This window comes from Hydrogenophaga soli, assembly GCF_054777695.1.
Map to the genome: position 1 here is coordinate 388,201 of NZ_BAAHAK010000001.1, position 25,608 is coordinate 413,808.

Below are 25,608 nucleotides of genomic sequence, written 5' to 3' on the forward strand. Positions count from 1 at the left end.
GATTCTCACATCAGTGCATTTTTCAATGCAAACACTTGAGTGAACACCTTTCTCAGTCGACCGTCGTCGGGGGTGTCATTGCCATTGCAGTCTTTGATAACTGCAGCTTGCGCTGAACGGTAGGTATGTGCCAATATACAGACGCGCACGGCAGTCACCAATGACCAATCGGGTGCGCCCAAGATGGGGGCATTTCGGTACTGACCATTGATCAGATACTGAAATTTGAGTTGCTCAAGGCCTGATACCATGGGTTGGGCCACACTGGCCAATGCCGCATTGGCGTCGTTGTCATTTCCATTGCCATCGCAGGCCATGGAGAATGTGGTGACCAATTGACCATCAATCATTTCTTTTCTGGCATCGGTTGAAATGCTGCCGTTCACCGGCACCAAGGTGTACCGATTGGAGACAAACAATGGCAGGGCAGGAATGCTGGTTCCCCCCTGGGTATCGCTGCTTGCATTGCGTTTGGAGATGTTGCTGGGATTGACTTTTTGGGTCGGGGTGTTGTAGGTGCTGTAATCCAGTGAATAGGTCAGGCGGTTGGGGTTGGTGGGAGGGTCTGCCGCGGTGGCCCCAGCCGTGGGGGTGACGCCGTTGCGGCTGTTGATGGCGTCCCGCACCACGTCTTGGCCCTGGCAGTCTGCGCGTTGCCCTGTGGTCAACGATTCAGCGTCGTTGGTGAAATAGTTGACCACCAGTGAGTCGACATTGGCGGCGGCAACCCCACTCAATGCGCCACAGGCATAGGTGACCGACGAGCCAGAACCCGATCGCACCAACCTCTGTCCGCTGCAACCAAAAACCGGTGTGTTGAAGGCACCGGGGTTGGCAAAGTCGCACAAGGAAACCGTGTCGTGCCGCGGGTTGTCGCAGGGGTTGCCATAACCCACCACTTTTACGGTGGTGGGACTCAGGGCCGGGCTGTTTTCTGCCGGGTAGTAGCCCGCGTTTTCGAGGTCCCGACCAATGATGTCCAGGGCGACTTTGGCACCTTCGAACATGTTTTGGCGTTCTGTGAGCACTCGTTGCGTCTGGCTGGCGTACAGGTAAATGGCACCTGCGCCTGCCACCACCAGCAGGCCGATGGTGACAGACACCATCAGCTCAATCAGCGTGACGCCGCGTTGCAAGCGAAGTGGGCGGGGGGATGATTGAAAGAGGCTCATGGCAAAAACATCAGGTTCAGGCAGCGAACACCGGGGGTGGAAGCCACGCCAGCGGCGGTGGGGCAGCAGGTTTGGCCTTGCAGCCACTGGCCGGTGGTGGTGGCTGCGGTTGTGGAGCAGGTGGGCGAGGTGTTCAGCGTCACACCTGAACTGGAGACTGTGGTGAAGTCCTTGTCAAACCACATGAAGGTGGCGCGGATTCCGGCGGAGGCGTCGCCACTGAGTTGAAGTGCTGGTTGTGCCATGGTGCGAGCCAAACGGGCACGCACTTCGGCCACGTCAAAATCGGCCAGTTCATCTTGGCTGCAGGTTGAAGTCAGGCAGTCTTTGTTGGGCGTGGTGGAGGTCCCCTGTTGATCGTCCCAGCTTTGAGATGCCACTGTCAATCCTGTGTAGTGCGCCGCCCAGGTGGTGCGGTCTGCCGGGTTGGTGGTATTCAAGTTGGCGCGGATGCGGTTGGCCAAGTCGTTGAGGGCGCTGTTGATGTTGGAGCGGGTCTCCACACCCAGCTGGGTGCGCGTGGCGACGCCCAGCAGCCCGGCCATGCCGGCCAGGGTGAAGGTCATCAGCATGATGGAAACCAGCACCTCGATGAGGGTGGCACCGCGTTGGGTGGTGTGTGAAGCCATGGTGTTCAACAATTGGCCAAGAAGGTGATGTTTCGGGTGCGGCCCACCATGTCAACGCAGACCGTTCGCCCGTATTGGGTGTTTTTGGCGCTGCTGGCATTGGTGTCCGAAACGTTGAATTGGCCTGCATTGCCCAGGCTGGTCATGCCCCGCGGGGTGAACACGATGCTTCGCACCGAGTTGGTGGTCATGATCCTGAACGATGGTGCAAACGGTTCTTGAATGAACAGCAGCGTGGCTCTGTCGTTGTTGACCTGTGCTGCCGATGTGGGGGCATTGCACGTGGGGGTTCGATAGGCGATCCAACCCCGGGCCCAATCGTCATTGGCGGTATCGCACACCGGAATCGCGGCTGTGGGATCGGCTGATTTGCACAGCGCCACACATTGGTTTTGGGCCATGGCCTCACCGCGTGCACGCTGAATGGAGAGGGTGAAATCATTGCCCAGGTTGCGCATGCTGTTGCTTCGGATGAGGTCTTGCATGCTGGGCACGGCGATGGCCATCAGGATGGCCAGCACCGCGATGGTCACCATCAGCTCAATCAGCGTGAAACCCGCCGTAAACCGATGGCGCACCGAGGGTTGGGAGGAGGGTGTGCGAAGGCATTTCATGCCGCCAAGTATCGGGCCTTTGCCGGAGTCCGGCATGCTGCTGGTCAGCCGAAATGCATCGTTGGTCGGTGCTGGCAGGCTCAACGCCCAAGGGCGTCAACGGCGGACTTCGTCCACCAGGTTTTTGAACTCGTCGATGTCTTCAAAACTGCGGTAGACGCTGGCAAACCGCACGTAGGCCACCTGGTCGAGCTTTTTCAGCTCACGCATGACCATTTCACCCAACTGGCTGGAGGGCACTTCCCTGGCCCCCAGGTTGAGCAGCTTTTCTTCGATGCGCTCAATGGCGCTCACCACCTGCTCGGTGCTGACCGGGCGTTTGCGCAGTGCGAGCGAAAACGAGGCACGGAGTTTGTCGGCGTCGTAGTCGATGCGACGCCCGTCTTTCTTGACGATGGCGGGGAAGCTGACTTCAGGTCGTTCGTAGGTGGTGAAGCGCTTGTCGCACTTCTGGCACTGCCGTCGGCGGCGGATGAAGCTGGCATCTTCAGCCAGGCGTGTTTCCATCACCTGGCTGTCGCTGTGGCCACAGAACGGGCACTTCATGGTTGTGCCGTCCGCGGGCCGCGGCAGGGGGAGAGGTCAAAATTGAGCATCAAAAGTGGCCTCTCCGCTTGTTCTGCCTGATTCAGTTGCTATAAACAGGGAAGCGGCTGGTCAGGGCGTGAACCTTGGCGCGAACCGCTTCGATGTTGGCTGGGTCGCGCGGGTTGTCCAGCACGTCGGCAACCAGGTTGGCGGTCAGGCGTGCTTCCTCGTCCTTGAAGCCACGGGTGGTCATGGCCGGGGTGCCCACGCGGATGCCGCTGGTCACCATGGGCTTTTCCGGGTCGTTGGGGATGGCGTTTTTGTTGATGGTCATGTGGGCGCTGCCCAGCACGGCCTCGGCTTCCTTGCCGGTGATGCCCTTGGCGCGCAGGTCCACCAGCATCACATGGCTTTCGGTGCGACCCGACACGATGCGCAGGCCGCGCTGGGTGAGGGTTTCGGCCACGATCTGGGCGTTCTTGACCACTTGCTGTTGGTAAGCCTTGAATTCGGGCGTCAGCGCTTCCTTGAAGGCCACGGCCTTGGCTGCGATCACGTGCATCAGCGGGCCGCCTTGCAGGCCGGGGAAGATGGCGCTGTTGATGGCCTTTTCGTGCTCGGCCTTCATCAGGATGATGCCGCCGCGCGGGCCGCGCAGGCTCTTGTGGGTGGTGCTGGTGACCACGTCGGCAAAGGGCACGGGGTTGGGGTACACACCGGCGGCGATCAGGCCCGCGTAGTGGGCCATGTCCACCATGAAGATGGCGCCGACATCTTTGGCCACCTTGGCAAAGCGCTCGAAGTCGATGCGCAGGCTGTAGGCCGAAGCGCCGGCCACGATCAGTTTGGGCTTGGACTCATGGGCTTTGCGCTCCATGGCGTCGTAGTCGATTTCTTCCTTGTCGTTCAGGCCGTAGGACACGACGTTGAACCACTTGCCGCTCATGTTCAGGGGCATGCCGTGGGTCAGGTGGCCGCCTTCGGCCAGGCTCATGCCCATGATGGTGTCGCCGGGTTTGAGGAAGGCCAGGAAGATGGCTTCGTTGGCGGAGGCTCCGCAGTGGGGCTGCACGTTGGCCGCGTCGGCACCGAACAGCTCCTTCACGCGGTTGATGGCCAGTTGCTCGGCCACGTCCACGTGTTCGCAACCGCCGTAATAGCGCTTGCCGGGGTAGCCTTCGGCGTATTTGTTGGTGAGCTGCGTGCCTTGGGCCGCCATGACGGCGGGCGAGGCGTAGTTCTCGCTGGCGATCAGCTCGATGTGGTGCTCTTGGCGGGCGTTTTCGGCCTGGATGGCGGCAAACAGCTCGGGGTCGGTTTGTTCAATCAGGATGTTGCGGTTGTACATGGCAGTCTTTCAGTGACGAGGGACCTTGACCCGCAGGGTGGGGGAACAAGGACTGCCCAGGCGAACGGCCGATCGCACTGCCAATCGGTCCGCTGAGGTTCAGCGGTGGCAGGCGGCGCACTTCCCAGTGGTGTTCCACGTCCACTCGGCGGGCCGGAACATCGGACCCGCAGGGTGTATCGCCAGTCGTGCGCGACGGCGAGTGTACGCGATGCCCTGGGCACAAGCCTCGGCAAACCGGGCAGGTCTGTTGGGCAGGGTCAGGACGCTGCGGGCTCGGCAGCAGTTCCGGCTGCCGTGGGCGGCAACGCCTGGGTGAGGTCCGCGGAAGGGGTGGAGGGCGCAGCCGGGGCCAGGGCGGACGCGGGGGGGGGCACCCGGTTGTCCAGCACGGACACCGCCTTGCCATTGGCCACGTCTTTCAGGCGCACATGTTCGGCCATCACTTTGGTGATGTAGTCGGTGGCGTCCACCGATACCGCACCGACGTACAGGCCCAAGCCACCTTCGATGCTGCCTGCACGGCGGATGCACTCCACCAGCACCTGCACACCCACGCGCAGGTTGGTGACCGGGTCGAACGCGGCCAGCGTGCCGCCGAAGTCTTCATATTTGTCGGTGTGAACCCGCGTCAGCACTTGCATCAGGCCTTGGGCGCCGTATGTGCTCTGAGAAAACGGGTTGAATCGCGACTCAATGGCCATCACGGCCAGGATGAGGGTGGGGTCCAACTTGATCTTCTGCCCCAGGCTGAAGGCTTCGGCCACCAGCACGCTCAAGGGCTCGGGGGCCACGCTGTATTTGCGTGACAGCCAGAAGGTCACGTTGGCTTGCGCCTTGGGCAGCGCTGTGGGCGACCCCGCCGTGGCGCGCTCGGCGGCCTGGGGCTCTTGCATCAGGGGCAGGCCGTCGTTGCGGGCTTCTTGGCGTTGCAGCAGCCACGTGAGCACTTTCTGCTCGGCGGCGTCGCGCAGGGGTTCATGCACCATCAGGGCCAAGGCCAAGCCGGCGATGGTCAGGCCCACAAAAGCAATGCCGCTGTGGGTGACATCCATCACCAGGCCAACGGCCCACTGGATGCTGCGTTTGAGCGCGCCCAGGGAACGGGCGTGCAAAGGGGGAGTGGTTGCGTTTGCAATCATTCGTTGTCCTTTCTTATCTGCTGAGGCGCACCTCCGATTCAGGGCGGTGGGTGTGCCTGAGGGACCGGAAAACGCCTGAAGAGGCGTGGAGCGAACGATGACCCGGCATTGAGGGAAAACCCCCGGGTCAGGAATTTGGCGGATTCTATGGGGCGTTAAATGACTGGTCAATCATATAAATTGATTTTGTTATAACTAACGAGTCTGATGTTTGGCTGATTTTGCGGTCAGTTTTGAGCCAACGCAGCCCACCCCGGTTCCCTGCTGAGACAATAGAGGGTTGTGCCTGAACCCGGCGCTGGCCTACAGGGCCCGCTGCATGGATGACCGAGAGTGCCTGACGTGAAATCCGAACGTTCCCCTTCCCAAGCCCGCCCCGCCATGGACATCGCTTCCCTGGACCAAGTCACCGGGGGCGCCTTCACCGCCCCCACCTCCAGCGAGCGTGCTGCCCGCGTGCGTGACTGGTTGGCCACGGACCCGTCTGTGGACCTGATGAACGAGGTGCACCGCGAACTGTCCAACCGCGACAAAGGCGCGGCCCGTGCCCTGAAAGACAAGCTGGACGAACTCAAGCGCGCCCGGCTGCAAGAAGGACTGGTGAGCGAGTGGGCCGTCAAGGCACAGAGCCTGCTGGACCTGAGCCGTTTGAACGTCGCCGACGCCATGGCCTGGCAGCGGGACGCCGCCAAGGCCGGGGCCCCGCTGTCGCGCGAGCCCTTGGCGGGGCTCAAACAACAATTGGCCGAACGCATCAAGGCCGTGGACGATTTGCAGCACCGCATCCAGGTGTCGCGCGAAGCCGCCGTGCTGCTGGCCCAGCGTATCGAAGTGCTGTCCACCAAACCGTTGGCCGACGCCCGTCAGGTCAACACCGGCCTGAGCCAGGACGTGCAGCAGTGGCAAGCCCAGGCCGAAACGCTGACCCAGGACCCCCAATGGGGCAGCATCGAGCAGCGGTTCGTGTCCATGCTGGAGGCTGCGCGCACCCAGCTGGCGCTGGTGTGGGATGCCTTTGAGGCTGCATTGGCCCTGGCCGTGGCGGCTCAGGACGATGCCGCCGCTCCCTTGCCAGCCGTGCCCGTATGGGCCGACGAAATTCGCCAGGCCCGTGGTGAAGCCGTGCCCGAGCCCGCCGCCCAATCGGCCAGCCGCGAAGAAATCGAGGCCGCCCGTGCCAAGACCCGCGAGCTGGTCGAAGCCGCTGCCCAACGCTTGGCGCAGGAGCTGGAGCAAGGCCACAGCAAGGTCATTCCCCGCTTGTCCCAGGAGCTGCGTCAGGTGTTGAAAGAGCAGCACCGTTGGCTCACCCCGGAAGTGGAAGGTCCCGCCCAGGCGCTGCTGGCCCAGGCCGGTGACATGGAAGGCTGGCAGCGCTGGCGCGCCGACCAGTTGCGCCAGGAGCTGGTGGCCAAGGCCGAAGCCCTGACCACCGCGCCCGAAGGTCAGCGGCTGGGTGGCCGCAAGATGCAAGAGGTGCTGCGAGGCCTGCGCGAGTCGTGGAAGCAGACCGACCAGGGCGGTGCCCCCAACCACGCTTTGTGGAAACGCTTTGATGAGGCCTGCAACCGTGCCCACAAGCTGGTGGAAGAGTGGCTGACCAAAATCCGCCAGGAAGCCACCGAACACCGCGCCCAGCGTTTGGCCCTGATTCAAGACGTGAACGACTGGGCCGCGGCCCATGCCAACAACACCGACTGGCGCTTGCACGTGCGCGAGCTGCACCGCTTGTCCGAAACCTGGCGCCACGCCGGTCACCTGAGCGAAAAGCAGTTTGCCGAGCTGCAACCCCAGTGGAAAGCCGCCATGGACAAGGCTCGTGCGCCCCTGGAGGCCGCCCAGGCTGCCAACCTGGCCCAGCGCCAGGCCCTGATCGCCCGCGCCACCGAGCTGGGTGCCGCCCCGCAGCTCAAGGTGGACGAAATCCGTGCCATTCAGCAGGAATGGCAACACCTGGCCCAGGCCGTGCCGTTGGACCGCCGTCAGGAACAAAAGCTGTGGGAAGCCTTCCGCCAGCCCATCGACCAGGCCTTCCAGCGCAAGGACGCGGCCCGTGTCCAGCAGGCCCAGGCCCTCAATGCGGTGGACCAGCGGGTGTTGGACGCCGTGCGCGAGCTGCAAGACGCCATCCAAAGCCACGATGCCCAGCGCATCCAGGCCGCCATGGTCGTTGTGGAACAGGCCAGCCGCGACAGCGGTGAAGCCGCTGCGCCTCAAAATGCAGAACAAAAATCCACTCCCACGCTTGAAGAACAAGCGGAAGGTGCTTCTGATTCAGGAGCAACCAAGCCCGCGGCCCCGGCACGCAAGCTGGTGGCCGTGCGGGGTGATGACCGTCCGGGCATGAAGCGCGCCGAACCGGCTGCCGCGTCGCGCCCCGGGGCACGCCCCGGACGCGATGACCGTGGCGGCCCCGGTCGCCGCGATGGTGGACGTGATGGTGGACGCGATGGCCGCGACGGCAGTCGTGAAGGGGGACGCTTTGGTGACCGATTTGGCGACCGCGATGCGGCCCCCCGCGGTCCTCGCCTGGGTGACGCTGCGTTCCGCGCCCGCCGCGACGCCATCGAGCAGGCCCAAGGTGCACTGAAAAAGCTGGCAGCACAGGCGCATGGCCAGTCGCTCACGCAGTTGATGGACGCCTGGAAGGCCCGCGACCCGCAGGCCGTGCCGTCTGCCCAGGAACTGGGTGGCCGGGTGAACGCTGGCGTGCGCCAGGGCTGGGTGCAAGCCCTCGGTGCCGCCGCCAAGGGTTCGGTCGACGAAGCCCTGCTGCGCCTGGAAATGGCCGCCGAAGTGCCCACGCCCGCTGCCCAACTGGACGCCCGCCGGGCCTTGCAACTCAAGCTGCTGACCCGCCGCAACGACCCCGCGCCGGTGCAAACCTGGGCGCAAGACGCCGCCACGGTGCTGGCCGCCGATTGGGAAGCCGAGGCCGCACGCCGCTTGCAGCACGCGCTGAAGGCGCTGGTGCGCAAAGCCTGATCGCATCACAAGCAGGCTGGCCAAGCGCCGGGGAGCCCGGGTCTGGCCAGTTTGCCGCTGATCTGCTTTTGCTATTGAAAAGTGAGCTGCTTGCGCTTTGATATCAAGCGTTAGGGGCTGATTTTTCTTGAAACTTTGGCGCCGCGCCGGTGGGGCTGGTCTGGGCCTGCAGCCACCGCACACGCGGCGGCTGGGCGGTGGCATCCCAATCGCTCAAGACCCAGCGCACGCGCCCCTCTGGCAAGGCGTGGCAGGCGGGCATGTGGGTGTGCCCGTGGACCAGCACCTGGGCGTGATGGTGGGCCATCCATTGGTCCACCGTGGAGGGGTTCACGTCCACCCACGGGGTGGTGGCTTGGGTCTTGTGCTGCTCGCTGGCGTCCCGCATGCCGCGGGCCACGGCCAGACGCTCTGCCAGGGGGCGGGCCAGGAAGGTGTGCTGCCAGTCGGCTTGGCGCACCTGCTGGCGAAAGGCTTGGTACGGCAAGTCGTCGGTGCACAGCAGGTCGCCGTGCGACAGCAACCAGCGCTGGCCTTGCCAGTGCAGCACGGTGGGGTCATCCAGCGCCTGAAGGCCGGTGCGGGCCAGAAAGTGGTGGCTCACCAGAAAGTCGCGGTTGCCCGCCACAAAGTACACGGGCATGCGCCGGGCGGTGGCGGCCAAGGTGTTGGCGCAGGTGCGCCAGAAGGGGCCGTGCTCGGGGTCGTCCAGCACGTCGTCGCCCACCCACACCTCGAACAGGTCGCCCAGGATGAACAGCGCGTCGGCCTGCAGGTGGTGCAGGGCGTGGGTCCACGCCTGGTGGGTGAGCGGGTCGGACGGCTGAAGGTGCACGTCCGACAGGAAGGCCAAGGTCTGCCAGGAGGCCCTCGCCTCCAGCACCGGGGCTGTGGGGCCGGGGCTGGGCGTCATGGCAGGGCTCAGACGGCCACGGCCTTGGTGATGACCACGTCGTCCTTGGGCACGTTTTCATGGAAACCGCTGCGGCCGGTGCGCACCTTGCGGATGGCGTCCACCACCTCGGTGCCTGCAACCACCTTGCCGAACACGGCATAACCCCAGCCGCTGGCGGTGGGGGAGGTGTGGTTCAGGAAGCCGTTGTCGGTCACGTTGATGAAGAACTGGGCCGTGGCCGAGTGCGGGTCGTTGGTCCGCGCCATGGCGATGGTGTAGTTGTCGTTCTTCAGGCCGTTGTTGGCCTCGTTCTCGATGGGCTTGTCGGTGGGCTTTTGCTTCATGCCGGGCTCGAAGCCGCCGCCCTGGATCATGAAGCCGTCCATCACGCGGTGGAAGATGGTGCCGTCGTAGTGGCCCTTGGCCACGTAGGCCAGGAAGTTGGCGGTGGACTTGGGGGCTTTTTCAGCATCCAGTTCCAGTGTGATGACGCCGTGGTCGGCGATGTGCAGTTCAACTTTGGGTTGGCTCATGTCAGTTCTCCAGAGTGGCCTTGAGGATGGTGATGGGGGTTTTGGGCACGTCCGAGGGGAACGGGCCTGACGCCCCGGTGGGGGTGGTTTTGATCTTGTTGACCACGTCCATGCCGCTGACCACCTTGCCGAACACCGTGTAGCCGTACAGCTGCGTGGCGTTGAGCAGGGTGGCCCGTGGCGTGTTTTCGTACACCCGGCCCTGGTACTCGAAGCGGGGCACCGGGTCGCCGGGGGGGATGGGGGTGGGGTCGAGGAAGGCGTTGTCCTTCACGTTGATGAAGAACTGGGCGGTGGCCGATTGCGGATCGTTGGTGCGCGCCATGGCCACGGTGCCCACGGTGTTGCGCAGACCGCCGCTGGCCAGGGCTTCACGCCCTTCGTGCACCACCGGGGCGCGGGTTTTCTTCTGGGTGAGGGTGGCATCGAAGCCGCCGCCCTGGACCATGAAGTTGTCGATCACGCGGTGGAACACCGTGCCGTCGTAGTGCTTGTCCTTGACGTACTGGACAAAATTTTCCACCGTCTTGGGCGCGTGCTGTGGGTACAGCTCCAGCACGATGTCACCCGCTGACGTGGCCAGCTTCACCCGCACGGGGGCTGGGGCATCGGCGGCCCAGGCGCCCCCACTCAGGGCAATGCCGACGCCCAGGGCCAACAGGTGGCGGCGGGTGTGCCGCCATGGGGTGAAAAACAGCGAGAAGGTCATGCAAAAGTCCTTGGGTCAGCCCACGCTTTCGTGGGTGATGCGCCAGTCATTGCCTCGGCGCACCAGTTTGAGGGTTTTGCGGCCAGACACCTGCAGTTGGTCGGCCTTGTAGTGCTGCACAAAAGTGACGGTGGCGTGGTCGCCCTGGGTGCTGACTTTCAGGTTGGCCAGCTTCAGCGAGATGGACGATTTGTAGATGATGCGGTCGATGCGGTCCTTCTCCCAGGCCTTGCGCGAGGCACCGCCCGGCGGCACAAAGCTGCTGTCATAGGCTTTGAGGTAGGCCGGCATGTTCTTCTGGCTCCAGGCCTTGGACCAGGCCATCACCGCCTGGTGCACCGCGGCGTCCTGACCCCGTGGTCCTGTGGGCGTGTCGCCCGAAGGCGTGCCGCGCGTTGCTGCGACGCTGGCCTGTGCCGTGGTTGCGTCGGGCTTGGACGGGGTGACGGCCGCTTCCAGCTTGGGCGGCTGGCGCTTGAGCTGTGCCGACGGCGTGCCCGACAGGATGCTGTCTTGCAGCAGCTTCCATTGGTCGTCCTGCTTCAACCAGTACTGGCGGCGGACCACGCCAGAGGGGCGGTCGTTCACCGTTTCTTCGAACGTGACCACCATGCCTTCATCGGGTTGGCGCGATTGCAGCAGCGAGAGTTGGGCAAACCCCAGGCGGAACGAGGGGTCCACGGCCAAGTCGGCTTCGGTGGCCTTGACGCGTTGCAGGCCCTGGGCGGGCACTTGGTAGGTTTGCGCCAGCTCCTGGTGGGTCAGACGACCGCGGTCACCCTGCCAACGTTGGAGCACGGCTTCAAATGCTTGCCGCTCGGGCACCAGGGCCGAAGGGTTGGCCCACTCCAGCTGTTCCGCAATCACCACCGGGGTGGAGCGGGGGGCCACCATGTCCAGCAGGCGTTGCATGTCGGGGTTGGCCAGCACCACACAGCCGTCCGATGCCAGCGGGGCCCGCACAAACTGGTTGGGGGGCGTGCCATGCAACCAGATGCCACTGCCCGTGCGGCCGCGGTGGTTGTCAAAGGCGTTGGGGTAGTTGATGGGCAGGGCCCCGGCCCCGTAGAACTCGGGCAGGCTTTTGCGGTCCCGGACCGAGGTGATGTAGTAGTTGCCCAGCGGGGTGCGTCCGTCGCCTTCCACCTGTTTGCGAATGCCCGATTTGCCCACCGAGATGAAGGCATCGGCCAGCAGCTTCAGCCTTGGCGAGCCATCGTTGGCGTTGGGTCCCTGGTTTTCAAACACGTACAAGCGCCCCCGGGAGGCATCGATGGCAATGGCGTGTCGCGTCTGGCTGGACACCGCCAGCAATTGCCGGGGAACGCTGCCCGGGGCGGGGCGGTTGCGCAGCGCATCCAGACGCATGCGGGACTCGGCGCGCAACGCGGCCATCTGGGCGCTGGCGCCCACCGTCAAGCCCAGGCTGTCGGGGTCGGGCGCGGGCTTGTAGCGCAACTGCAGCAGGTCCCCGTGAACCAGTTGCGCCAGTTGGAAGTTGGGGTGGTCGTGCACCAGCTTGCCCGAGCGGTCCAAGGCGGTGGAGAGGTCGCCACTTTCGATCAGGGCATAAATTTCAATCAGGCGCTTTTCCGGATGTCCTTCCGGCAGGTGGCCCGATTGCAGCAGTTGGGTGGCAGAAACCGTTGCCCCTTCCGTGGGAGCAAGGGCTTTTGGGTGCAACGGGGCGGTGGCAGGAGCCGTTTCCTGGACTGAGGCGGACGGTTGGGGGCGCTGCGGGGCCGGGCTTGGCGTCGGTTGCTGTGCTGCTTTGGGCGTGACCGATGCCAGCCACCCGCCATGCGGCTTGCCCAGCACCAACAGGGCGAATCCCAGGACAACCAACAGTCCGACGGTCAGGCCGGTCAGTGCTTTTCTGCTCAACGTCAATCCGGACAAAAGAAAAGTGACCCTGCGGGGTCACTGTGGATGGGAGGGGTGGCGCAAAACGTCATCGCCACCTGACATGCAGGACCCCGCACGGAGGTTGAGAGTTCCCGGGAAACTCAGCCGCCAGTCGATTCACGCACGATGACCCAGCGGCCATTTTCCTTGGCCATTTCCAAGGTCTTGCGGCTGTTGGACACCAGGGAACCAGCCTTGTAATGTTGGCGGAACACGGCAGTGGCCTTGGTGTCGGCCACTTTGACGTCAAAGTCGGACACCTCGACGGAGATGCTGCCCTTGGACACGATGCGGGCTTTGCGTTCTTGTTCCCAGTCTTTGCGCGAACGGCTGCCCGCCGGGTCGAACTTGCTGCCGTAGGCCGACAGGTAGCCGTCCATGTCCTTGGCAGACCAGGCCTTGGCCCAGGCCTTCACGGCGCCGACCACGTCTTCTGCTTCGGCGGGGGCTGTGGCCGGTTGTGCGGCCACGGGTTTGCTGGTGTTGCCGACATCGGCTGCCTTGGCAGGCACAGGCTGCACCGCGGGGGCGGGGGCGGGGGCTGCCGGTGCCTGGGCTTGTGGGGCAGGGGCGGGCGCCGCAGTCGGGGCGGTGGCCGGGCGCACGCCCTTGGCCTCGGGGGCAAACAGGTTGCGGATCAGGGCCAGCTTGGGTGGCACCCCGGCGTTGGTGCTGTCGAGTTGCAGCGCCTTGCTGTAAGCCTGGCTGGCCAACTTGGCGTACACGTCGCCCAGGTTCTCGTGGGCGGTGGCGTAGCTGGGGTTGGTTCGGATGGCCATTTCCAGGGCCACCCGTGCCTTGTCAAACTGGCTTTGCGATGCGTACAGCACGGCCAGGTTGTTGTAGGGCTCGGGCAGTTCCGGGAATTCTTCGGTCAGCTTGACGAAGGTGGCGATGGCTTCGGTGGATTTGCCGGTTTCAGCCAGGATCACACCCTTCAGAAAGCGCATCTGGGGATCGCGGGGCTTGTTGGCCAGGTACTGATCCACCTTGTTGAGGGCTTCGGCGCTTTGCCCAGCCTTGATCAAGCGGTTGACATCGGCGTAATCGTCGGCCAAGGCGTGCCCAGACCACAGGCTCCCCACCAGGGACCAAAGCACCACATGGGCCTTGAGGGGTTTGGACAGGACGGCGAAGGACAATGAACTCATGGCAACAACAGGGCGTGAGTGGTCGAGAAGGGCGGGTGACGGTTTATACCGTCGAAGCAGGCAATCCGGCCACGGGGTGGGTGCCGATATACTGGTTCATTGTAGCTGAGGGGGTCCAGATTCTCTGGGCGGCATCTCCTCCTGCCCAGCCGTTCGCGCTGTGGCTTTTTCCTGATTTCTTCACTCCATTTTCCCGATGTCCCTGCGCATCCACAACAGCCTGTCACGGCAGCTTGAACCGTTTGTTTCTCTGGAGCCTGGGCACGTTCGCATGTACGTGTGCGGCATGACCGTGTACGACCTGTGCCACTTGGGGCATGCCCGGTCCATGGTGGCGTTTGATGTGGTTCAACGTTGGCTCAAGGCCACGGGGTATCGGGTGACGTATGTGCGAAACATCACCGACATCGACGACAAGATCATCAAGCGGGCGGCCGAGAACGGTGAAACCATTCGCAGCCTCACCGATCGCATGATCGACGCCTTGCACCAGGATGCCGATGCCTTGGGCATCGCCCGGCCCGACCACGAGCCCCGCGCCATGGACCATGTGACGGGCATGCTCGACATCATCCGGCGCTTGGCGGCCAAAGGCTTGGCCTACCAGGGCAGCGACGGCGACGTGAACTACTCGGTTCGCGGGTTTGAGGGGTACGGCAAGCTCAGTGGCAAGAGCCTGGACGAACTGCGTGCCGGGGAACGCGTGGCGGTGGCCGATGGCAAACAAGACCCGCTGGACTTTGTGCTGTGGAAATCGGCCAAGGAGAACGAGCCCGCCGAGGCCAAATGGGAAAGCCCTTGGGGTTTGGGGCGCCCGGGCTGGCACATCGAATGCTCGGCCATGAGTTGCGAGCTGCTGGGCGAAACCTTCGACATCCACGGGGGTGGGGCCGATTTGCAATTCCCTCACCACGAAAACGAGATCGCCCAATCCGAGGGCGCCACGGGTCAGCCCTTGGCCCGCTACTGGATGCACAACGGTTTTGTGCGGGTGGACAACGAAAAGATGTCCAAAAGCCTGGGCAACTTTTTCACCATCCGCGAGGTGCTGGCCAAGTACGACGCGGAAACGGTGCGCTTCTTCATCATCCGTGCGCACTACCGCAGTTCCCTGAACTACAGCGACGCCCACCTGGACGATGCGCGTCAGTCCCTCAAGCGGCTCTACACCGCCCTGTCGGTGTGCGACACCGTGCCCGAGGTGGCCGTGGACTGGTCCCAGCCGCACGCGCAGCGCCTGCGCGCCGCCATGGACGAAGACTTTGGCACGCCCGAGGCGGTGGCCGTGCTGTTCGAGCTGGCGTCGGAGGTCAACCGCACGCGTTCGCCCGAGCTGGCGGCCCAATTGCGGGCCCTGGGAGGGGTGTTGGGGCTGTTGCAGCAGCCTCCACACCAGTTTTTGCAGGCCGGGGCGGGGTTGGATGAAGCGGCCATTCAGGCCTTGATTGCCGATCGTGCCGAGGCCAAGGCCTCCCGGGACTTCGCCAAGGCCGACCAGATTCGCCAGACGCTGCTCGCCCAAGGTGTGGTGCTCAAGGATGGCCCTGCGGGCACCACCTGGGAGCGTCAATGACCGGCGTGGCCCTGGCCGGTGGTCCGGCCTATTGGACGGAGGCCTGCCGCCACCTGTCCCGCAAGGACCGGGTGATGAAAAAGCTGGTGGCCCAGCACGGCAGCACGGTGTTGCAAACCCGGGGCGATGCCTTCACCACCCTGTCTCGCAGCATCGTGGGTCAGCAGATTTCCACCAAGGCCGCTCAATCGGTGTGGAACCGCTTCGAGCAGTTGTGCGACACCATGACCCCCCAGGCCCTGTTGCGCCTGAAGGTGGACGACATGCGGCTGGCGGGCTTGAGCGCCCGCAAGGTCGAATACCTGGTGGATTTGGCGCTGCACTTTTCCTCGCCCGGGCGCTTGAACGTGGACCATTGGCCCGACATGTCCGACGAGGACATCATCCAGGAGCTGGTGGCCATTCGGGGCATTGGTCGCTGGACGGCGGAGATGTTCCTGATTTTTCACCTCATGCGACCCAACGTGCTGCCGCTGGACGACGCGGGGCTGATCAACGGTGTCAGCCAAGCCTATTTTTCGGGCGAGCCGGTCAGCCGCAGCGACATCCGAGAAGTGGCCGCCGGGTGGGCTCCGTACTGCACGGTGGCCACTTGGTATATTTGGCGCTCGTTGGATCCGGTGGCTGTCACGTATTGAGCACAGCCTTCCTGCGGTTCTGAGCCTTCGTTCAGCAACCGCCCGCCCCACCGAAGGAGCAACACCTTGGCGAAAAAAACCTATCTGGATTTCGAGCAACCCATTGCCGAACTGGAATCCAAGATCGAAGAACTGCGTTACGTGCAAACCGAGTCGGCGGTTGATATTTCGACCGAAATCGACCAGTTGGCCAAAAAGAGTCAGCAGCTCACCAAAGACATCTACAGTGACCTGAGTCCCTGGCAAATCACCAAGATTGCCCGCCATGCGGACCGTCCCTACACGCTGGACTACGTGCGCGACATCTTCACGCACTTCGTGGAGTTGCACGGCGACCGCCACTTTGCCGACGACCTGAGCATCGTGGGCGGGCTGGCCCGCTTCAACGGACAGCCGTGCATGGTTGTCGGTCACCAGAAGGGGCGAGACACCAAGGAGCGCACGTTGCGCAACTTCGGCATGACCAAGCCCGAGGGTTACCGCAAGGCCCTGCGCCTGATGAAGCTGGCCGAGAAATTCCAGTTGCCGGTGTTCACCTTCGTGGACACCCCGGGCGCCTACCCGGGCATGGATGCGGAAGAGCGTGGTCAGTCGGAGGCCATTGGCCGCAACATCTTTGAGATGGCCCAGCTGGAAGTGCCCATCATCAGCACCATCATCGGTGAAGGTGGCTCGGGCGGTGCCCTGGCCATTTCCGTGGCTGACCAGGTGCTGATGCTGCAGTACTCGGTGTACTCGGTCATCAGCCCCGAGGGTTGTGCTTCCATCTTGTGGAAGACCAGCGACCGCGCCGAAGACGCGGCTGAGGCCCTGGGCATCACCGCCCATCGGCTGAAAGCGCTGGGGCTGATCGACAAAATCGTCAATGAGCCTGTGGGTGGTGCCCACCGCGACCACAAGCAGATGGCCGCCTACCTCAAACGTGCGTTGGGCGATGCCTGGCGTCAGGTGGCCGACCTCAAACCCAAGGAACTGCTGGACCGGCGCTACGCACGGTTGCAGTCCTACGGCCGTTTTGGGGACACCAAGGCCGAGCGGGCTGCCCGCTGAGCCGAGCCGCTTTTTCACTGCCGCTTGGCAGTTCCCGGGCCTTGCCGTGACCGAACCCCTGGTGTTGGCGGCCCGGCAGTGGGTGGTGCTGCAGTCCGCCCCGCCCTCCGCCTTGCACCCCTTGGTGGTGGCGTTCAGTGGTGGGGCCGACTCCACGGCCTTGCTCCATGTGGCACAGCGGTGCTGGCCCGGTGCAGTGCACGCGGTGCACATCAACCATGGGCTTCAGGCGGCAGCGGCCGATTTTGAGCGCCATTGCCAACAGGTGTGCTCAGCCTGGGGGCTGCCTTTGCGGGTGGTGCGCCCGTGTGTGCGGGTGTCACCCGGTGACAGCGTGGAAGCGGTGGCGCGAGAGCATCGCTACACCGCATTGACCGAAGCCGCTCGCGACTTGAATGCCTCGGGGGTGTGGATGGCCCACCATGCCGACGACCAGTTGGAAACCCTGTTGCTGGCCCTGTCCCGTGGCGCTGGTGTGCCCGGGCTGGCCGCCATGCCGTCGAGCTGGGTGTTGGACGGCGTGCGGTTTGGCCGGCCCTGGCTGGCATTGCCGGGGGCTGCGCTGAAGTCGCATGTGGAAGCCCACGGGTTGCCTCACATCGTCGACCCGACCAATGCCGATTTGCGTTTCACCCGCAACCGGATTCGGTTGCAGGTGCTGCCCGTGCTGCGGGAGGTGTTTCCGTCCATGGCCCAGACGGTGTCTCGCACGGCAAGGCATTGCGCCCAGGCCAGTCGCCTGCTGGACGCGTTGGCGGCGGACGACTTGCTGGCGGCGGGGGAGCCCCCCAGACTCCGGGCATTGCAGGCCTTGCCTTCGGACCGATTGGCCAATGCCCTGCGCCTGTGGTTGCGACGCTGTTCGGCCAAGGGACCGTCTGCCGCGCAGTTGGATCAGTTGATGAAGCAGGTGCTGGCGGCCACCACCCGAGGCCATCGCCTGGAGCTGAGGGTGGCCCAGGGCCGGGTGTGTCGGGTGGGGGATGGTCTGAAATACGTGCCCGATGCCACGGGTGTGGGTGGTCAGAAAAAAACGTCGCCAGATTGAGGCATAATATTGGTTTCCCGGAGTGATGACCGAGTGGCCGAAGGTGCTCCCCTGCTAAGGGAGTATGGGGTGTAGAGCCTCATCGAGGGTTCGAATCCCTCTCACTCCGCCAGGTAAAGAAAAAGTGGACCCGTAAGGGTCCATTTTTTTTGCCTGAAGACGAGGCCTCACTCGGTTTGCTTCGTTCGCCGTGCGGCCTGACCCTCCATGCCAGGCACGAACCAAGGCTTCAAACCGCATCCAGTTTCCTGCGCAATTTGGCGAGGGCGGTGTTCACGGCCGATTCGAAGTCGTGCCAGCGCGCCGCACCCGATTGCTTCAGGTCATCGAGTTTTTCCTGCGTGCTGTTCAGGTCCATTTGCAGTTGGTCCATGTCCTGCTCGATCGCGCCTTTGGCTTCGGCGGTTGCAGTCCCTGCCCGTTGTTTCAGTTCGGTCAACTTGCTGCGGGCGCGGGCCATGTCGCGCTCCACGTCGGCGATGAACCGATCACGCTGAGCCGTGTCGTCGCTGTAGTTGAAAGCAGGCATGGCCTTGATGGAACCTTTGGTGGCCGCGGGAATGGTCAGCTTGCCATTGCGGTTTTGAACCTGCTGGACCGGAATGGCCACGTCGTGACTGCCGATGCCGATGAACCCACCGGCGCCCACGATCACGAACGACACGTTGCGCTCGGGGTCAATGATCAGGTCCCTGACCTTGCCGATTTTTTCGCCTGCGTCGTTGTAGATCGTTTTGCCCATCAATGACTTCTTCACGCTCCAGCCCATGGCCACCTGCGTGGCCTCGGTCACGGTGATGGCGGTGGTGGTGGAACCGGCCACCTGGGCCTGTGCCATCCCGAGGGGGGCTAGGCTGCCTGCGGTGAGCAGGGCGCTGACAAGAAGGGCGTTTTTCATGGGTGCTTTCTGGGGGGTGACAAGAAATGGGGTCTTCGCCTGAGTGCCTTCGCCGCAAAGGGCCTGCGAAGCACCGGGAGAGGGGCGAACAGCAGGCGCTGATCCCTGTGCCGGGAGGTCCTCGTCTGCCGATGGGGTCAGTTTTCAGACCCTGGAGCCATGGGGGAATACGGTCGGTGTTGCAGCGCCTGACTGAGGCGGTCCACCCAGTCGGTCCAGTCGGCGTCCTGGAGCAGCGATTCGCTCAGAAACTGGGCCTGCGCCACATTCCAGTACGGGACTTCAGGCAGCCGCATGCCGTTGGCCATGCCATGGTTTCCGGCCAGGAAGTTGGCGATGCTCTCGGGGTCGTTGGGCAACCCCAGCTGCGAAAACAAATCGCTGAAGCGGTGAATGGCGTTGTTCATGGGGTGTCCATCCTGTGTTGGATCCATGGCATGGCAAGGCGTTTGAGGTGAACGCGACCGAGGCGATGGAGATCGTGCCGAGATGGTGCGCCAGCAGCCCGTGGCTCACCGTGCGGAGCCGAACAGACGGTGTGAAACCTGGGCACGAGCATGGATGCCCATGAATATCCTGCCACCCGAACAGACTGTTGCATCGAGCGCGGTGCCTCCCCTGGAACGCATGGCGGCCGACGGCTGGGGCTCGGTCAGCCTGCCTGCGGGCGTGCTGTGGGGGGCTCACACCGCGCGCAGCCTGCGGTTTTTTGCCATTGGCGAACAGCGCATGCCTTTGGACATCATTCACGCAATGGCCTGGCTCAAATGGGCGGCCGCCTGCGTCCACGAGGATCTGCACCAGCAACCGCCAGCGTTGGCCGGGGCCATTGCACGCGCTGCCGAGCGGGTGGCCGCGGGCGAGTTTGATGCCGAGTTTCCCCTGTCGGTCTGGCAGACCGGTTCGGGCACCCAAAGCCACATGAACGTCAACGAGGTGATTGCCGCCTTGGCCACCCAGTCCCTGGCGCAGGGGGCGCTCGCGGGCACCACGGTCCACCCCCATGACGATGTGAACCTGGGGCAGTCGTCCAACGACGTGTTTCCCAGCGCCATGCACCTGGCGGTGGGCCTGAACGCCCGCGCCACGCTGTTGCCCGCGCTGGACGAACTGCTGAGGGCTCTGGCGGCCAAGGCCATGGCCTTTGCCCCGGTGATCAAGACGGGACGCACCCATCTGCAAGATGCCACCCCCGTCACGCTGGGGCAGGAGCTGGGGGGCTATGGTGCCCAGTTGGTGCTGTGCCGACACAGCCTGCTGACGGCCTTGGAAGGTGTGCTTGCACTGGCCATCGGGGGCTCGGCGGTCGGCACGGGCCTCAACACCCACCCCGAGTTCGGGCCCCGGGTGGTCGCCAAGCTGGCGTGGCGGCTGGATTTGCCCTTGCGTCAGGCCGACAACCTGCTTGCCGCCATGGCCGGCCACGAGGCCTTGGTGGCGTTTCACGGTGCGCTGCGGATGCTGGCCATCGCCTTGACCAAGATGGCCAACGACATCCGCCTGATGGGCAGCGGGCCGCGGGCGGGTTTGGGGGAGTTGACACTGCCCCCCAACGAGCCCGGCAGTTCCATCATGCCCGGCAAGGTCAATCCCACCCAGGTGGAGGCCCTGACCATGGTGTGCGCCCAGGTCATGGGGCACGACGTGGCCCTGGGCCTGGCGGCCAGTCAGGGGCAGTTCGAACTGAACGCCTACAAGCCCCTGATCGCCCTGAACACGCTGGACAGCCAGCGCCTGCTGGCCGATGCCATGCGCAGCTTTGCGCGGCATTGCGTGTCGGGCTTGGTGGTCAATGTGGAGCGGGTGAATGCGCTGTTGCAAAGCTCGCTGATGCTGGTCACCGCCCTGGTTCCCCACGTGGGCTACGACCGCGCCGCGCAGATCGTCGGACATGCCCAAGCCCACCAAACCAGCTTGCGCGAGGCCGCGTTGGCGTTGGGCATGGTCACCGCGGCGCAGTTTGACGCCTGGGTCCGCCCCGAGCGGATGCTGGGCCCCTCTGCGCCAGAGGGCCTGGGCAGGCTTGTTTGAAATTTATGAAAAATTGATGCCTAGCGCTTTATTTAAAAGCGCTAGCAGCTATAAAAATAATAGTGATGCATGGGTTTGTTTCACCCGGCCCCGTGGGGCGGATGTTTTCCATCAACCAGGAGCTTTCAGATGCCCGACTTCGGAACCGCCTTTTCAGGCTTGGCCCTGGGCCGCACGCTCAGCGCGCCGGAGCTCATCCGCGCCGTGCGTTTTTTGGTGGCCGCTGAATACGAAGCCACACAGATGTATGTGCAGCTGGCCGAGGCCTCGGCCCACCCGCTGGCGACCCAGGTGCTGCGGGACATCGCAGACGAGGAACGGGTTCACGCCGGGGAGCTTCTGCGTTTGCTGCAGGAGCTGGCCCCGGACGAAGCCGTGCTCTACGCCCAAGGCGCACGGGAAGTGGAAGAAATGATCCTGGGGCGATGAACCTTTCCGGCAAGCCCTGGCGGGGCGGCGGGCTGAGCGGGGGTGGGCCAGCTGGGGGGTGTTGCCGTGCTGTGTGGGTTCGGGCACAGACGCTCAAGCCGTGGGGCCGCACCATTTGGCTTCCATCTTCCAAGGAACCGTCATGCCGCCAGCAACCGTGTGCGCAAGCAGCAACCTCCCATGCCTTCGAATGACCGACGCATCGCCCCAGCAGAACCCGCCCGAGCTGGGGGCTGAAAGCCCCTCCGTGTTCGCGGTGGAAGCCCGCACCGTGGCCCCCTTGTTGGTGGGCAGCATGGAGGCGGTGGCCCGCTCACGGTTGCACACGGTGTCGGTCACCAGCGTGCTGGCGGAAGTGGCGGAACTGCTCTCGAGTGCCCAAATCAGCGTGGTGGTGGTTTGCAATGGGGCGGGTGCACCCCTGGGCACCCTCACCGAGACCGTGCTGATCCAGCGCCTGGGCTGGGGGCTGTCCGATTTCTTCACCACGTTGGCGGGTGACGTGATGACCCGTGAGTTTGTGGTCTGTGCGCCCGAGGACCTGCTGTCTGACGTGATGACCATGATGCACCAGCGCGGCCTCATCCATGTGCTGCTGGTCAATGCGCAAGGCACCTTGCTGGGGGTTGTGAATGCCCGCGATGGGCTGCGTGTGCTGCTGGCCGCAGGCAACCACCAGGAGGCACTGTTGCGCAACTACGTGATGGGCGTCGGCTACCAATGAACGTGCCCCGTGGCCGCGACTGCCCATGCAGGCAGCGGCCCCGGGGCACTCTCCAGGGGTTGGCTACTTGTGGGCCATGTCCTTGGCCATTTCCTTCACATCGCCGACGGCCTTCTGCGCCTTGCCCTCGACCTGCTTGTGCAGGCCCTTGCGCTGCTGTTCCGCGCTGCCGGTGACTTTGCCGGCCTGCTCCTGGACCTTGCCTGCGGCGTCCTTGAGGGCACCTTTCAACTGTTCTTTGTTCATGATGGGTTCCGTTTTCAGGGTGAGAAAGGGGTGGTTGCAGCGCGTGTGCATGTTCATTGCGCTGTGGTGTACGGCGTGCCGTAGAACTTGTGCACGCCACCGGCCCAGGTCGCGTCCGACATCGATGGCCAGTGCTCCTTGCTGAAGCCTGGGGCTTCCTTGAGCGCATCTTTGGAGACGTTGAGGGTGAATCGCTTGTTGAGGGTGTCCAGCGTCAGTGCTTCCCACGGCACGGCAAACAGCTTGTTCCCCATGCCCAGCAGCCCACCGAAAGACAGCACCGCATAGGCCACCTTGCCGGAGGTCATGTCGATCATCAGTTCCTTGATGTCCCCCAGGTTGTCGCCGTCCTTGTTGCAGACGTCGTTGCCCAGCAGCGTGTCAGCCCCCATCAGCGTCGGGCCGGGCCCGTTGCTGCTGTGGGCGTACATGCCGTAGTTGTCGCGAGTGACGTAGTTGGATGTCATGGGTTCTCCTGACGAAGGTGGAGGGAAGGTCGGGCCCCCAACGGGTGAGGCTGTCGGCCTTGCGGGCCGATCCGTGGGGACCGAAGTCCACCTTAGGCGGATCTCCGCCGGGGGTCTGTGCGTTGTCGAACGCTCATGGGCGTTGGCACGCCCGCAAGCCACAAGTGCCTGCCGCGGCACCACGTGGCACCGCCGGGCCGCTGTCCGGGTGGGATGGCGCACAGACGGCGTGTGACGGGGGGCCTAGTCTGTGGATCCCCAATGAACCCAACCACCACCAGGAGTGCGATCCATGACCACCCGAGATGCCTACATCGAAAAAATGAAAACCCAGCTTGACGAGCTCAACGCCCGCATGGAACGCCTGGGCAACACAGCGACAGAAGCACAAGCCAGCATGCGTGCCAGTTACCAGAAGGACATGGAGCAGCTGCGCGAGCAGTCGGCTCACGCCCGGGCCAAGATGGAAGAGTTGAAATCCGTCGGCGAAGACCGCTGGGATGCGATGGTGACGGAGATGGAGAAGGTGCGCGATGCGTTCGTGCACTCGTTCAGCTACTTCAAATCGCAGGTTTGACGGCGGGTGCCCAGACGGGCGCCGTGGGCCTCAGCGTCCGGAAATCAGGCCACGCTCGTCAGACAGCACGATCTCCACACGGCGGTTCAGCTGGCGTCCATCGGCGCTGTTGTTGTCGCCCACGGGGCGGGCCTCGCCGTGGCTTTGGGTGCTCACCCGCGCCGCTGAAATGCCTTCGCCCAACAGCGCGGTGCGCACGGCGTTGGCACGTTGCCCCGACAGGCCCAAGTTGTGTTCCGTGGAGCCCGTGTTGTCGGTGAACCCTTCGATCAGCACCTGTCGCTGCGGGTAATCGGTCAACACCATGGAGAGCTGGCGGACCAGGCGCAGCCCCGCGGGCTTGAGCTGTGCCTTGTCAATGTCAAACAACACGTCGCCCAGCGTCAGCACCAGACCTCGGGGGCTGGGTTGGGCGTTGAGTTCGCGCAGGCGTTCTTGCAGCGCCTGGTTCTGGGCCTGGACCCTGTCGGACTGTTGCTTGGCGGCAGTGGCCTCGGCCAGCGCTTGATCCGTCTTTCGCTGTGCGGCATCGGCCTCCTGGGTGCGTGCCTCCAGCTGGATGTTGGCGCGGGTGGCACCGGTGGAGGCGGCTGTTTGTTCCGCGCTGCGCAAGGCCACCGTTTCTCGGGCAATGGCGACACGCTGCCGGGCCAGGTAGGCCAGGTGATTGACGTCTTCCGGTGTGTCCTGTCGGTCCCACGCCGCTTGGGCCTCATTCAGTGCGTCCTGAGCCCGTTTCAGCTCGGTGGCCGCCAAGCGAGTGGTCCGTGGGTCCGCCGCGGCACCCTGGTAATCGGCCTTGGCCTGGCCCAGTTGCGCATTGGGTGTCGGCACACTGCTGCAGGCCGACAGAAGGGACACCCCGAGCAGGGCCAGGGTGAGGGAACAGATGGATGGGGTACGGGCATGCATGGTGATTCCTTGGAGTGGGAGCGCGTTGCGCGGAGGGGCTTTCATGGTTTGACAGAGCGCTGCAACTCGTCACGCAGCACGCGGTTGCCTTCGCCCAGCTCCCCCGCTGTTTTTTGTGCCTTGAGGCTGCGCGCCTTCACCTCCGCCAAGTTGGCGTCCGCATGCGACTCTCGAGCGAGGTGGGTCGCATACAGGTTGTGCTCCTCAGTGGCCGCCACTTTGGCCCGTGAGAGCTTGTCGCGGGCAAGCTGAAGTTCAGTCGGGGCCCACTCTGCCGCACCGGCGCTGGCCGCACTGGTCACGGCGGCTTGGGCCATGGCCAGCGGTTCGGAGGGGATGGGCACCTTGCTGGCGCAGGCCCAGATCAAGGCTGGCGTGACGATCCACAGTCCCCGCCATCCCCTTTGGAGGACGGGTCGGTGGGGTGCGTCGCCATGGGGGGTGGGCGCTGGGCGGGTGCTGGCGTGGGGGATGGACATGTTGGGACTCCGTTGATGGGAGTTGAGCCTGAGCCATCCGCCGCGTCCTGTCGGTGCTGTGGCACACACTCAGCGCCGCGTCAAACACCCCACACCACGTCCTGACCCGCCGCGACACTGGCGTGCAGAAGTGCCAGCATGGGGCGCAAGCGCTGGGCCAGAGAGACGGCGTCTTCGGTGTCGTCCAGCAGGCGAATTTCCGTCTCCGGCTGCGACGAGGCTTCCGGAGTCTCCGAGGGTTGCATGGCCTTTTGGAGGGCGTGAATGGCGTTGGGCATCTGTGCGACGGTGATCACCCCTTTGGGCGTGATGTCCTTGCCCAGAAGACGCAGCACTTCCTCGCCGTCGTTGTGCAACATGATGAGTTCGGCCGCCGCCTGCGACTTGAATCGGTAGAGCATGGAATCCTCCGTGTGTGGGTCGTTCATCGTGGAACGGCTGGCAGCGCGGGTCTGTGCGAGGGCGCACAGACCCGCGCGTGTGGGCTGCCTACATTGGGTTGGGGGATCTGTGCTGCCGTCCCGGCAGGCCATCCGCTTCAAGGAGAGTTTTCATGACCCACATCCAGTTCCATGTTTCGGCTCCCCTGTCCAACCCCGGTGGCGTGCGTCGCAAGGGTCTGCAAACCCTGTTGCTTGCTGCGGCCAGTGGCGTGCTGCTGCTGGCGTCGGGCTGTGCCGTGCAGCGTGGGCAGGAAACCATGGGGGTCTACCTCGACGACAGTGGCATCACCACCCGTGTGAAGAGCCGCTTCTTTGACAACCGGTTTGTGGACGGCACCGCCATCAGCGTGGAAACGCTCAATGGCACGGTGATGCTTTCCGGATTTGCCAAAAGCACCAACGAGCGAAACACCGCCGAGAAGCTGACCTGGGAGGTCAAGGGCGTCAAAGCCGTGAAGAACGAGATTGCCGTGCGCCCCTGA

The 25,608-nt window shown here is 64.1% G+C and carries 28 protein-coding genes, 1 tRNA gene and 1 riboswitch; of the genes, 11 read left to right on the forward strand and 18 right to left on the reverse strand.

What is annotated here, in order from left to right:
- Nucleotides 1-5 precede the first annotated feature (5 nt).
- The 6 genes from ACYVB7_RS01750 to ACYVB7_RS01775 form a co-directional block, all read right to left on the reverse strand.
- Nucleotides 6-1,172 carry a PilW family protein gene (locus ACYVB7_RS01750; protein WP_460504831.1) on the reverse strand — a complete coding sequence of 389 codons (1,167 nt, stop codon included), beginning with the start codon at nt 1,170-1,172 and terminating at the stop codon, nt 6-8.
- Nucleotides 1,169-1,801, reverse strand: coding sequence for a type IV pilus modification PilV family protein (locus ACYVB7_RS01755; protein WP_460504832.1), 633 nt, complete (start codon nt 1,799-1,801; stop codon nt 1,169-1,171). The genes ACYVB7_RS01750 and ACYVB7_RS01755 overlap by 4 nt, the downstream gene beginning before the upstream one ends.
- A gap of 5 nt (nt 1,802-1,806) precedes the next feature.
- The gene (locus ACYVB7_RS01760; protein WP_460504833.1) at nt 1,807-2,415 is read right to left on the reverse strand and encodes a GspH/FimT family pseudopilin; all 609 of its coding nucleotides are present in this window, start codon (nt 2,413-2,415) and stop codon (nt 1,807-1,809) included.
- 96 nt (nt 2,416-2,511) lie between these two features.
- The gene (nrdR, locus tag ACYVB7_RS01765; RefSeq protein ID WP_460504834.1) at nt 2,512-2,961 is read right to left on the reverse strand and encodes a transcriptional regulator NrdR; all 450 of its coding nucleotides are present in this window, start codon (nt 2,959-2,961) and stop codon (nt 2,512-2,514) included.
- An 82-nt stretch (nt 2,962-3,043) separates the two neighbouring features.
- Entirely contained in the window at nt 3,044-4,291 is a 1,248-nt protein-coding gene (gene glyA / locus ACYVB7_RS01770) for a serine hydroxymethyltransferase (RefSeq protein WP_460504835.1), read from the reverse strand.
- A 47-nt stretch (nt 4,292-4,338) separates the two neighbouring features.
- A riboswitch (ZMP/ZTP riboswitch) is annotated at nt 4,339-4,491 on the reverse strand.
- Nucleotides 4,492-4,551: 60 nt separating this feature from the next.
- Nucleotides 4,552-5,433, reverse strand: a complete 882-nt coding sequence (locus ACYVB7_RS01775; protein ID WP_460504836.1) for a lytic transglycosylase domain-containing protein — start codon at nt 5,431-5,433, stop codon at nt 4,552-4,554.
- 381 nt (nt 5,434-5,814) lie between these two features.
- On the opposite strand from ACYVB7_RS01775, the gene ACYVB7_RS01780 reads away from it, so the two are divergent.
- A complete protein-coding gene (locus ACYVB7_RS01780) occupies nt 5,815-8,418 on the forward strand; it encodes a DUF349 domain-containing protein (RefSeq protein WP_460504837.1) in 2,604 nt (867 codons plus the stop codon).
- Between the two features lie 103 nt (nt 8,419-8,521).
- Here ACYVB7_RS01780 and ACYVB7_RS01785 read toward each other — a convergent pair whose 3' ends face one another.
- The 5 genes from ACYVB7_RS01785 to ACYVB7_RS01805 all read right to left on the reverse strand — a co-directional run bounded on the left by ACYVB7_RS01785 (nt 8,522) and on the right by ACYVB7_RS01805 (nt 13,611).
- A complete protein-coding gene (locus ACYVB7_RS01785; RefSeq protein ID WP_460504838.1) occupies nt 8,522-9,331 on the reverse strand; it encodes a metallophosphoesterase family protein in 810 nt (269 codons plus the stop codon).
- Between the two features lie 8 nt (nt 9,332-9,339).
- Nucleotides 9,340-9,846 carry a peptidylprolyl isomerase gene (locus ACYVB7_RS01790; protein ID WP_460504839.1) on the reverse strand — a complete coding sequence of 169 codons (507 nt, stop codon included), beginning with the start codon at nt 9,844-9,846 and terminating at the stop codon, nt 9,340-9,342.
- A gap of 1 nt (nt 9,847) precedes the next feature.
- Nucleotides 9,848-10,555, reverse strand: coding sequence for a peptidylprolyl isomerase (locus ACYVB7_RS01795; protein WP_460504840.1), 708 nt, complete (start codon nt 10,553-10,555; stop codon nt 9,848-9,850).
- 15 nt (nt 10,556-10,570) lie between these two features.
- A complete protein-coding gene (locus tag ACYVB7_RS01800; protein WP_460504841.1) occupies nt 10,571-12,439 on the reverse strand; it encodes a L,D-transpeptidase family protein in 1,869 nt (622 codons plus the stop codon).
- Between the two features lie 122 nt (nt 12,440-12,561).
- On the reverse strand, nt 12,562-13,611 hold the full coding sequence (locus ACYVB7_RS01805; RefSeq protein WP_460504842.1) for a YybH family protein: 1,050 nt from the start codon (nt 13,609-13,611) through the stop codon (nt 12,562-12,564).
- A gap of 196 nt (nt 13,612-13,807) precedes the next feature.
- Between ACYVB7_RS01805 and cysS the strand changes: the two genes are divergently transcribed.
- From cysS to ACYVB7_RS01830, 5 genes are all read left to right on the forward strand, one after another.
- Nucleotides 13,808-15,184, forward strand: coding sequence for a cysteine--tRNA ligase (gene cysS, locus ACYVB7_RS01810; RefSeq protein WP_460504843.1), 1,377 nt, complete (start codon nt 13,808-13,810; stop codon nt 15,182-15,184).
- Nucleotides 15,181-15,822: a DNA-3-methyladenine glycosylase family protein gene (locus tag ACYVB7_RS01815; RefSeq protein WP_460504844.1), complete on the forward strand. Its 642-nt coding sequence runs from the start codon at nt 15,181-15,183 to the stop codon at nt 15,820-15,822. Before cysS ends, ACYVB7_RS01815 begins: the two co-directional genes overlap by 4 nt.
- 66 nt (nt 15,823-15,888) lie before the next feature.
- Nucleotides 15,889-16,872, forward strand: coding sequence for an acetyl-CoA carboxylase carboxyltransferase subunit alpha (locus tag ACYVB7_RS01820; protein WP_460504845.1), 984 nt, complete (start codon nt 15,889-15,891; stop codon nt 16,870-16,872).
- 46 nt (nt 16,873-16,918) lie between these two features.
- Nucleotides 16,919-17,920 (forward strand): tRNA lysidine(34) synthetase, encoded by a 1,002-nt coding sequence (gene tilS / locus ACYVB7_RS01825; protein WP_460504846.1) that lies wholly within the window; start codon nt 16,919-16,921, stop codon nt 17,918-17,920.
- A 19-nt stretch (nt 17,921-17,939) separates the two neighbouring features.
- Nucleotides 17,940-18,032 (forward strand) — tRNA-Ser (locus ACYVB7_RS01830).
- Nucleotides 18,033-18,149: 117 nt separating this feature from the next.
- On the opposite strand, the gene ACYVB7_RS01835 is transcribed toward ACYVB7_RS01830, so the two are convergent.
- Nucleotides 18,150-18,818, reverse strand: coding sequence for a PRC-barrel domain-containing protein (locus ACYVB7_RS01835; RefSeq protein ID WP_460504847.1), 669 nt, complete (start codon nt 18,816-18,818; stop codon nt 18,150-18,152).
- A gap of 137 nt (nt 18,819-18,955) precedes the next feature.
- Nucleotides 18,956-19,225: a DUF2789 family protein gene (locus ACYVB7_RS01840; protein ID WP_460504848.1), complete on the reverse strand. Its 270-nt coding sequence runs from the start codon at nt 19,223-19,225 to the stop codon at nt 18,956-18,958.
- Between the two features lie 160 nt (nt 19,226-19,385).
- Between ACYVB7_RS01840 and ACYVB7_RS01845 the strand changes: the two genes are divergently transcribed.
- The 3 genes from ACYVB7_RS01845 (at nt 19,386) to ACYVB7_RS01855 (ending at nt 22,002) form a co-directional block, all read left to right on the forward strand.
- Nucleotides 19,386-20,849, forward strand: a complete 1,464-nt coding sequence (locus ACYVB7_RS01845; RefSeq protein ID WP_460504849.1) for a class II fumarate hydratase — start codon at nt 19,386-19,388, stop codon at nt 20,847-20,849.
- Between the two features lie 129 nt (nt 20,850-20,978).
- Entirely contained in the window at nt 20,979-21,278 is a 300-nt protein-coding gene (locus ACYVB7_RS01850) for a ferritin family protein (protein ID WP_460504850.1), read from the forward strand.
- Between the two features lie 190 nt (nt 21,279-21,468).
- The gene (locus ACYVB7_RS01855; RefSeq protein WP_460504851.1) at nt 21,469-22,002 is read left to right on the forward strand and encodes a CBS domain-containing protein; all 534 of its coding nucleotides are present in this window, start codon (nt 21,469-21,471) and stop codon (nt 22,000-22,002) included.
- Nucleotides 22,003-22,065: 63 nt separating this feature from the next.
- Here ACYVB7_RS01855 and ACYVB7_RS01860 read toward each other — a convergent pair whose 3' ends face one another.
- Nucleotides 22,066-22,248: a CsbD family protein gene (locus ACYVB7_RS01860; RefSeq protein ID WP_460504852.1), complete on the reverse strand. Its 183-nt coding sequence runs from the start codon at nt 22,246-22,248 to the stop codon at nt 22,066-22,068.
- 53 nt (nt 22,249-22,301) lie between these two features.
- Complete coding sequence (locus ACYVB7_RS01865) at nt 22,302-22,715, reverse strand: PRC-barrel domain-containing protein (protein ID WP_460504853.1); 414 nt, start codon at nt 22,713-22,715, stop codon at nt 22,302-22,304.
- A gap of 292 nt (nt 22,716-23,007) precedes the next feature.
- Between ACYVB7_RS01865 and ACYVB7_RS01870 the strand changes: the two genes are divergently transcribed.
- Nucleotides 23,008-23,292: a sll1863 family stress response protein gene (locus tag ACYVB7_RS01870; protein WP_460504854.1), complete on the forward strand. Its 285-nt coding sequence runs from the start codon at nt 23,008-23,010 to the stop codon at nt 23,290-23,292.
- A gap of 30 nt (nt 23,293-23,322) precedes the next feature.
- Here the strand turns inward: ACYVB7_RS01870 and ACYVB7_RS01875 are convergent, their stop codons facing one another.
- From ACYVB7_RS01875 to ACYVB7_RS01885, 3 genes are all read right to left on the reverse strand, one after another.
- Nucleotides 23,323-24,204, reverse strand: a complete 882-nt coding sequence (locus ACYVB7_RS01875) for an OmpA family protein (protein WP_460504855.1) — start codon at nt 24,202-24,204, stop codon at nt 23,323-23,325.
- A gap of 41 nt (nt 24,205-24,245) precedes the next feature.
- Nucleotides 24,246-24,683, reverse strand: coding sequence for a DUF4398 domain-containing protein (locus tag ACYVB7_RS01880; protein WP_460504856.1), 438 nt, complete (start codon nt 24,681-24,683; stop codon nt 24,246-24,248).
- Nucleotides 24,684-24,763: 80 nt separating this feature from the next.
- Complete coding sequence (locus ACYVB7_RS01885; RefSeq protein ID WP_460504857.1) at nt 24,764-25,084, reverse strand: DUF1840 domain-containing protein; 321 nt, start codon at nt 25,082-25,084, stop codon at nt 24,764-24,766.
- A 152-nt stretch (nt 25,085-25,236) separates the two neighbouring features.
- Here ACYVB7_RS01885 and ACYVB7_RS01890 point away from each other — a divergent pair, with 152 nt between their 5' ends.
- The gene (locus tag ACYVB7_RS01890) at nt 25,237-25,608 is read left to right on the forward strand and encodes a BON domain-containing protein (protein WP_460504858.1); all 372 of its coding nucleotides are present in this window, start codon (nt 25,237-25,239) and stop codon (nt 25,606-25,608) included.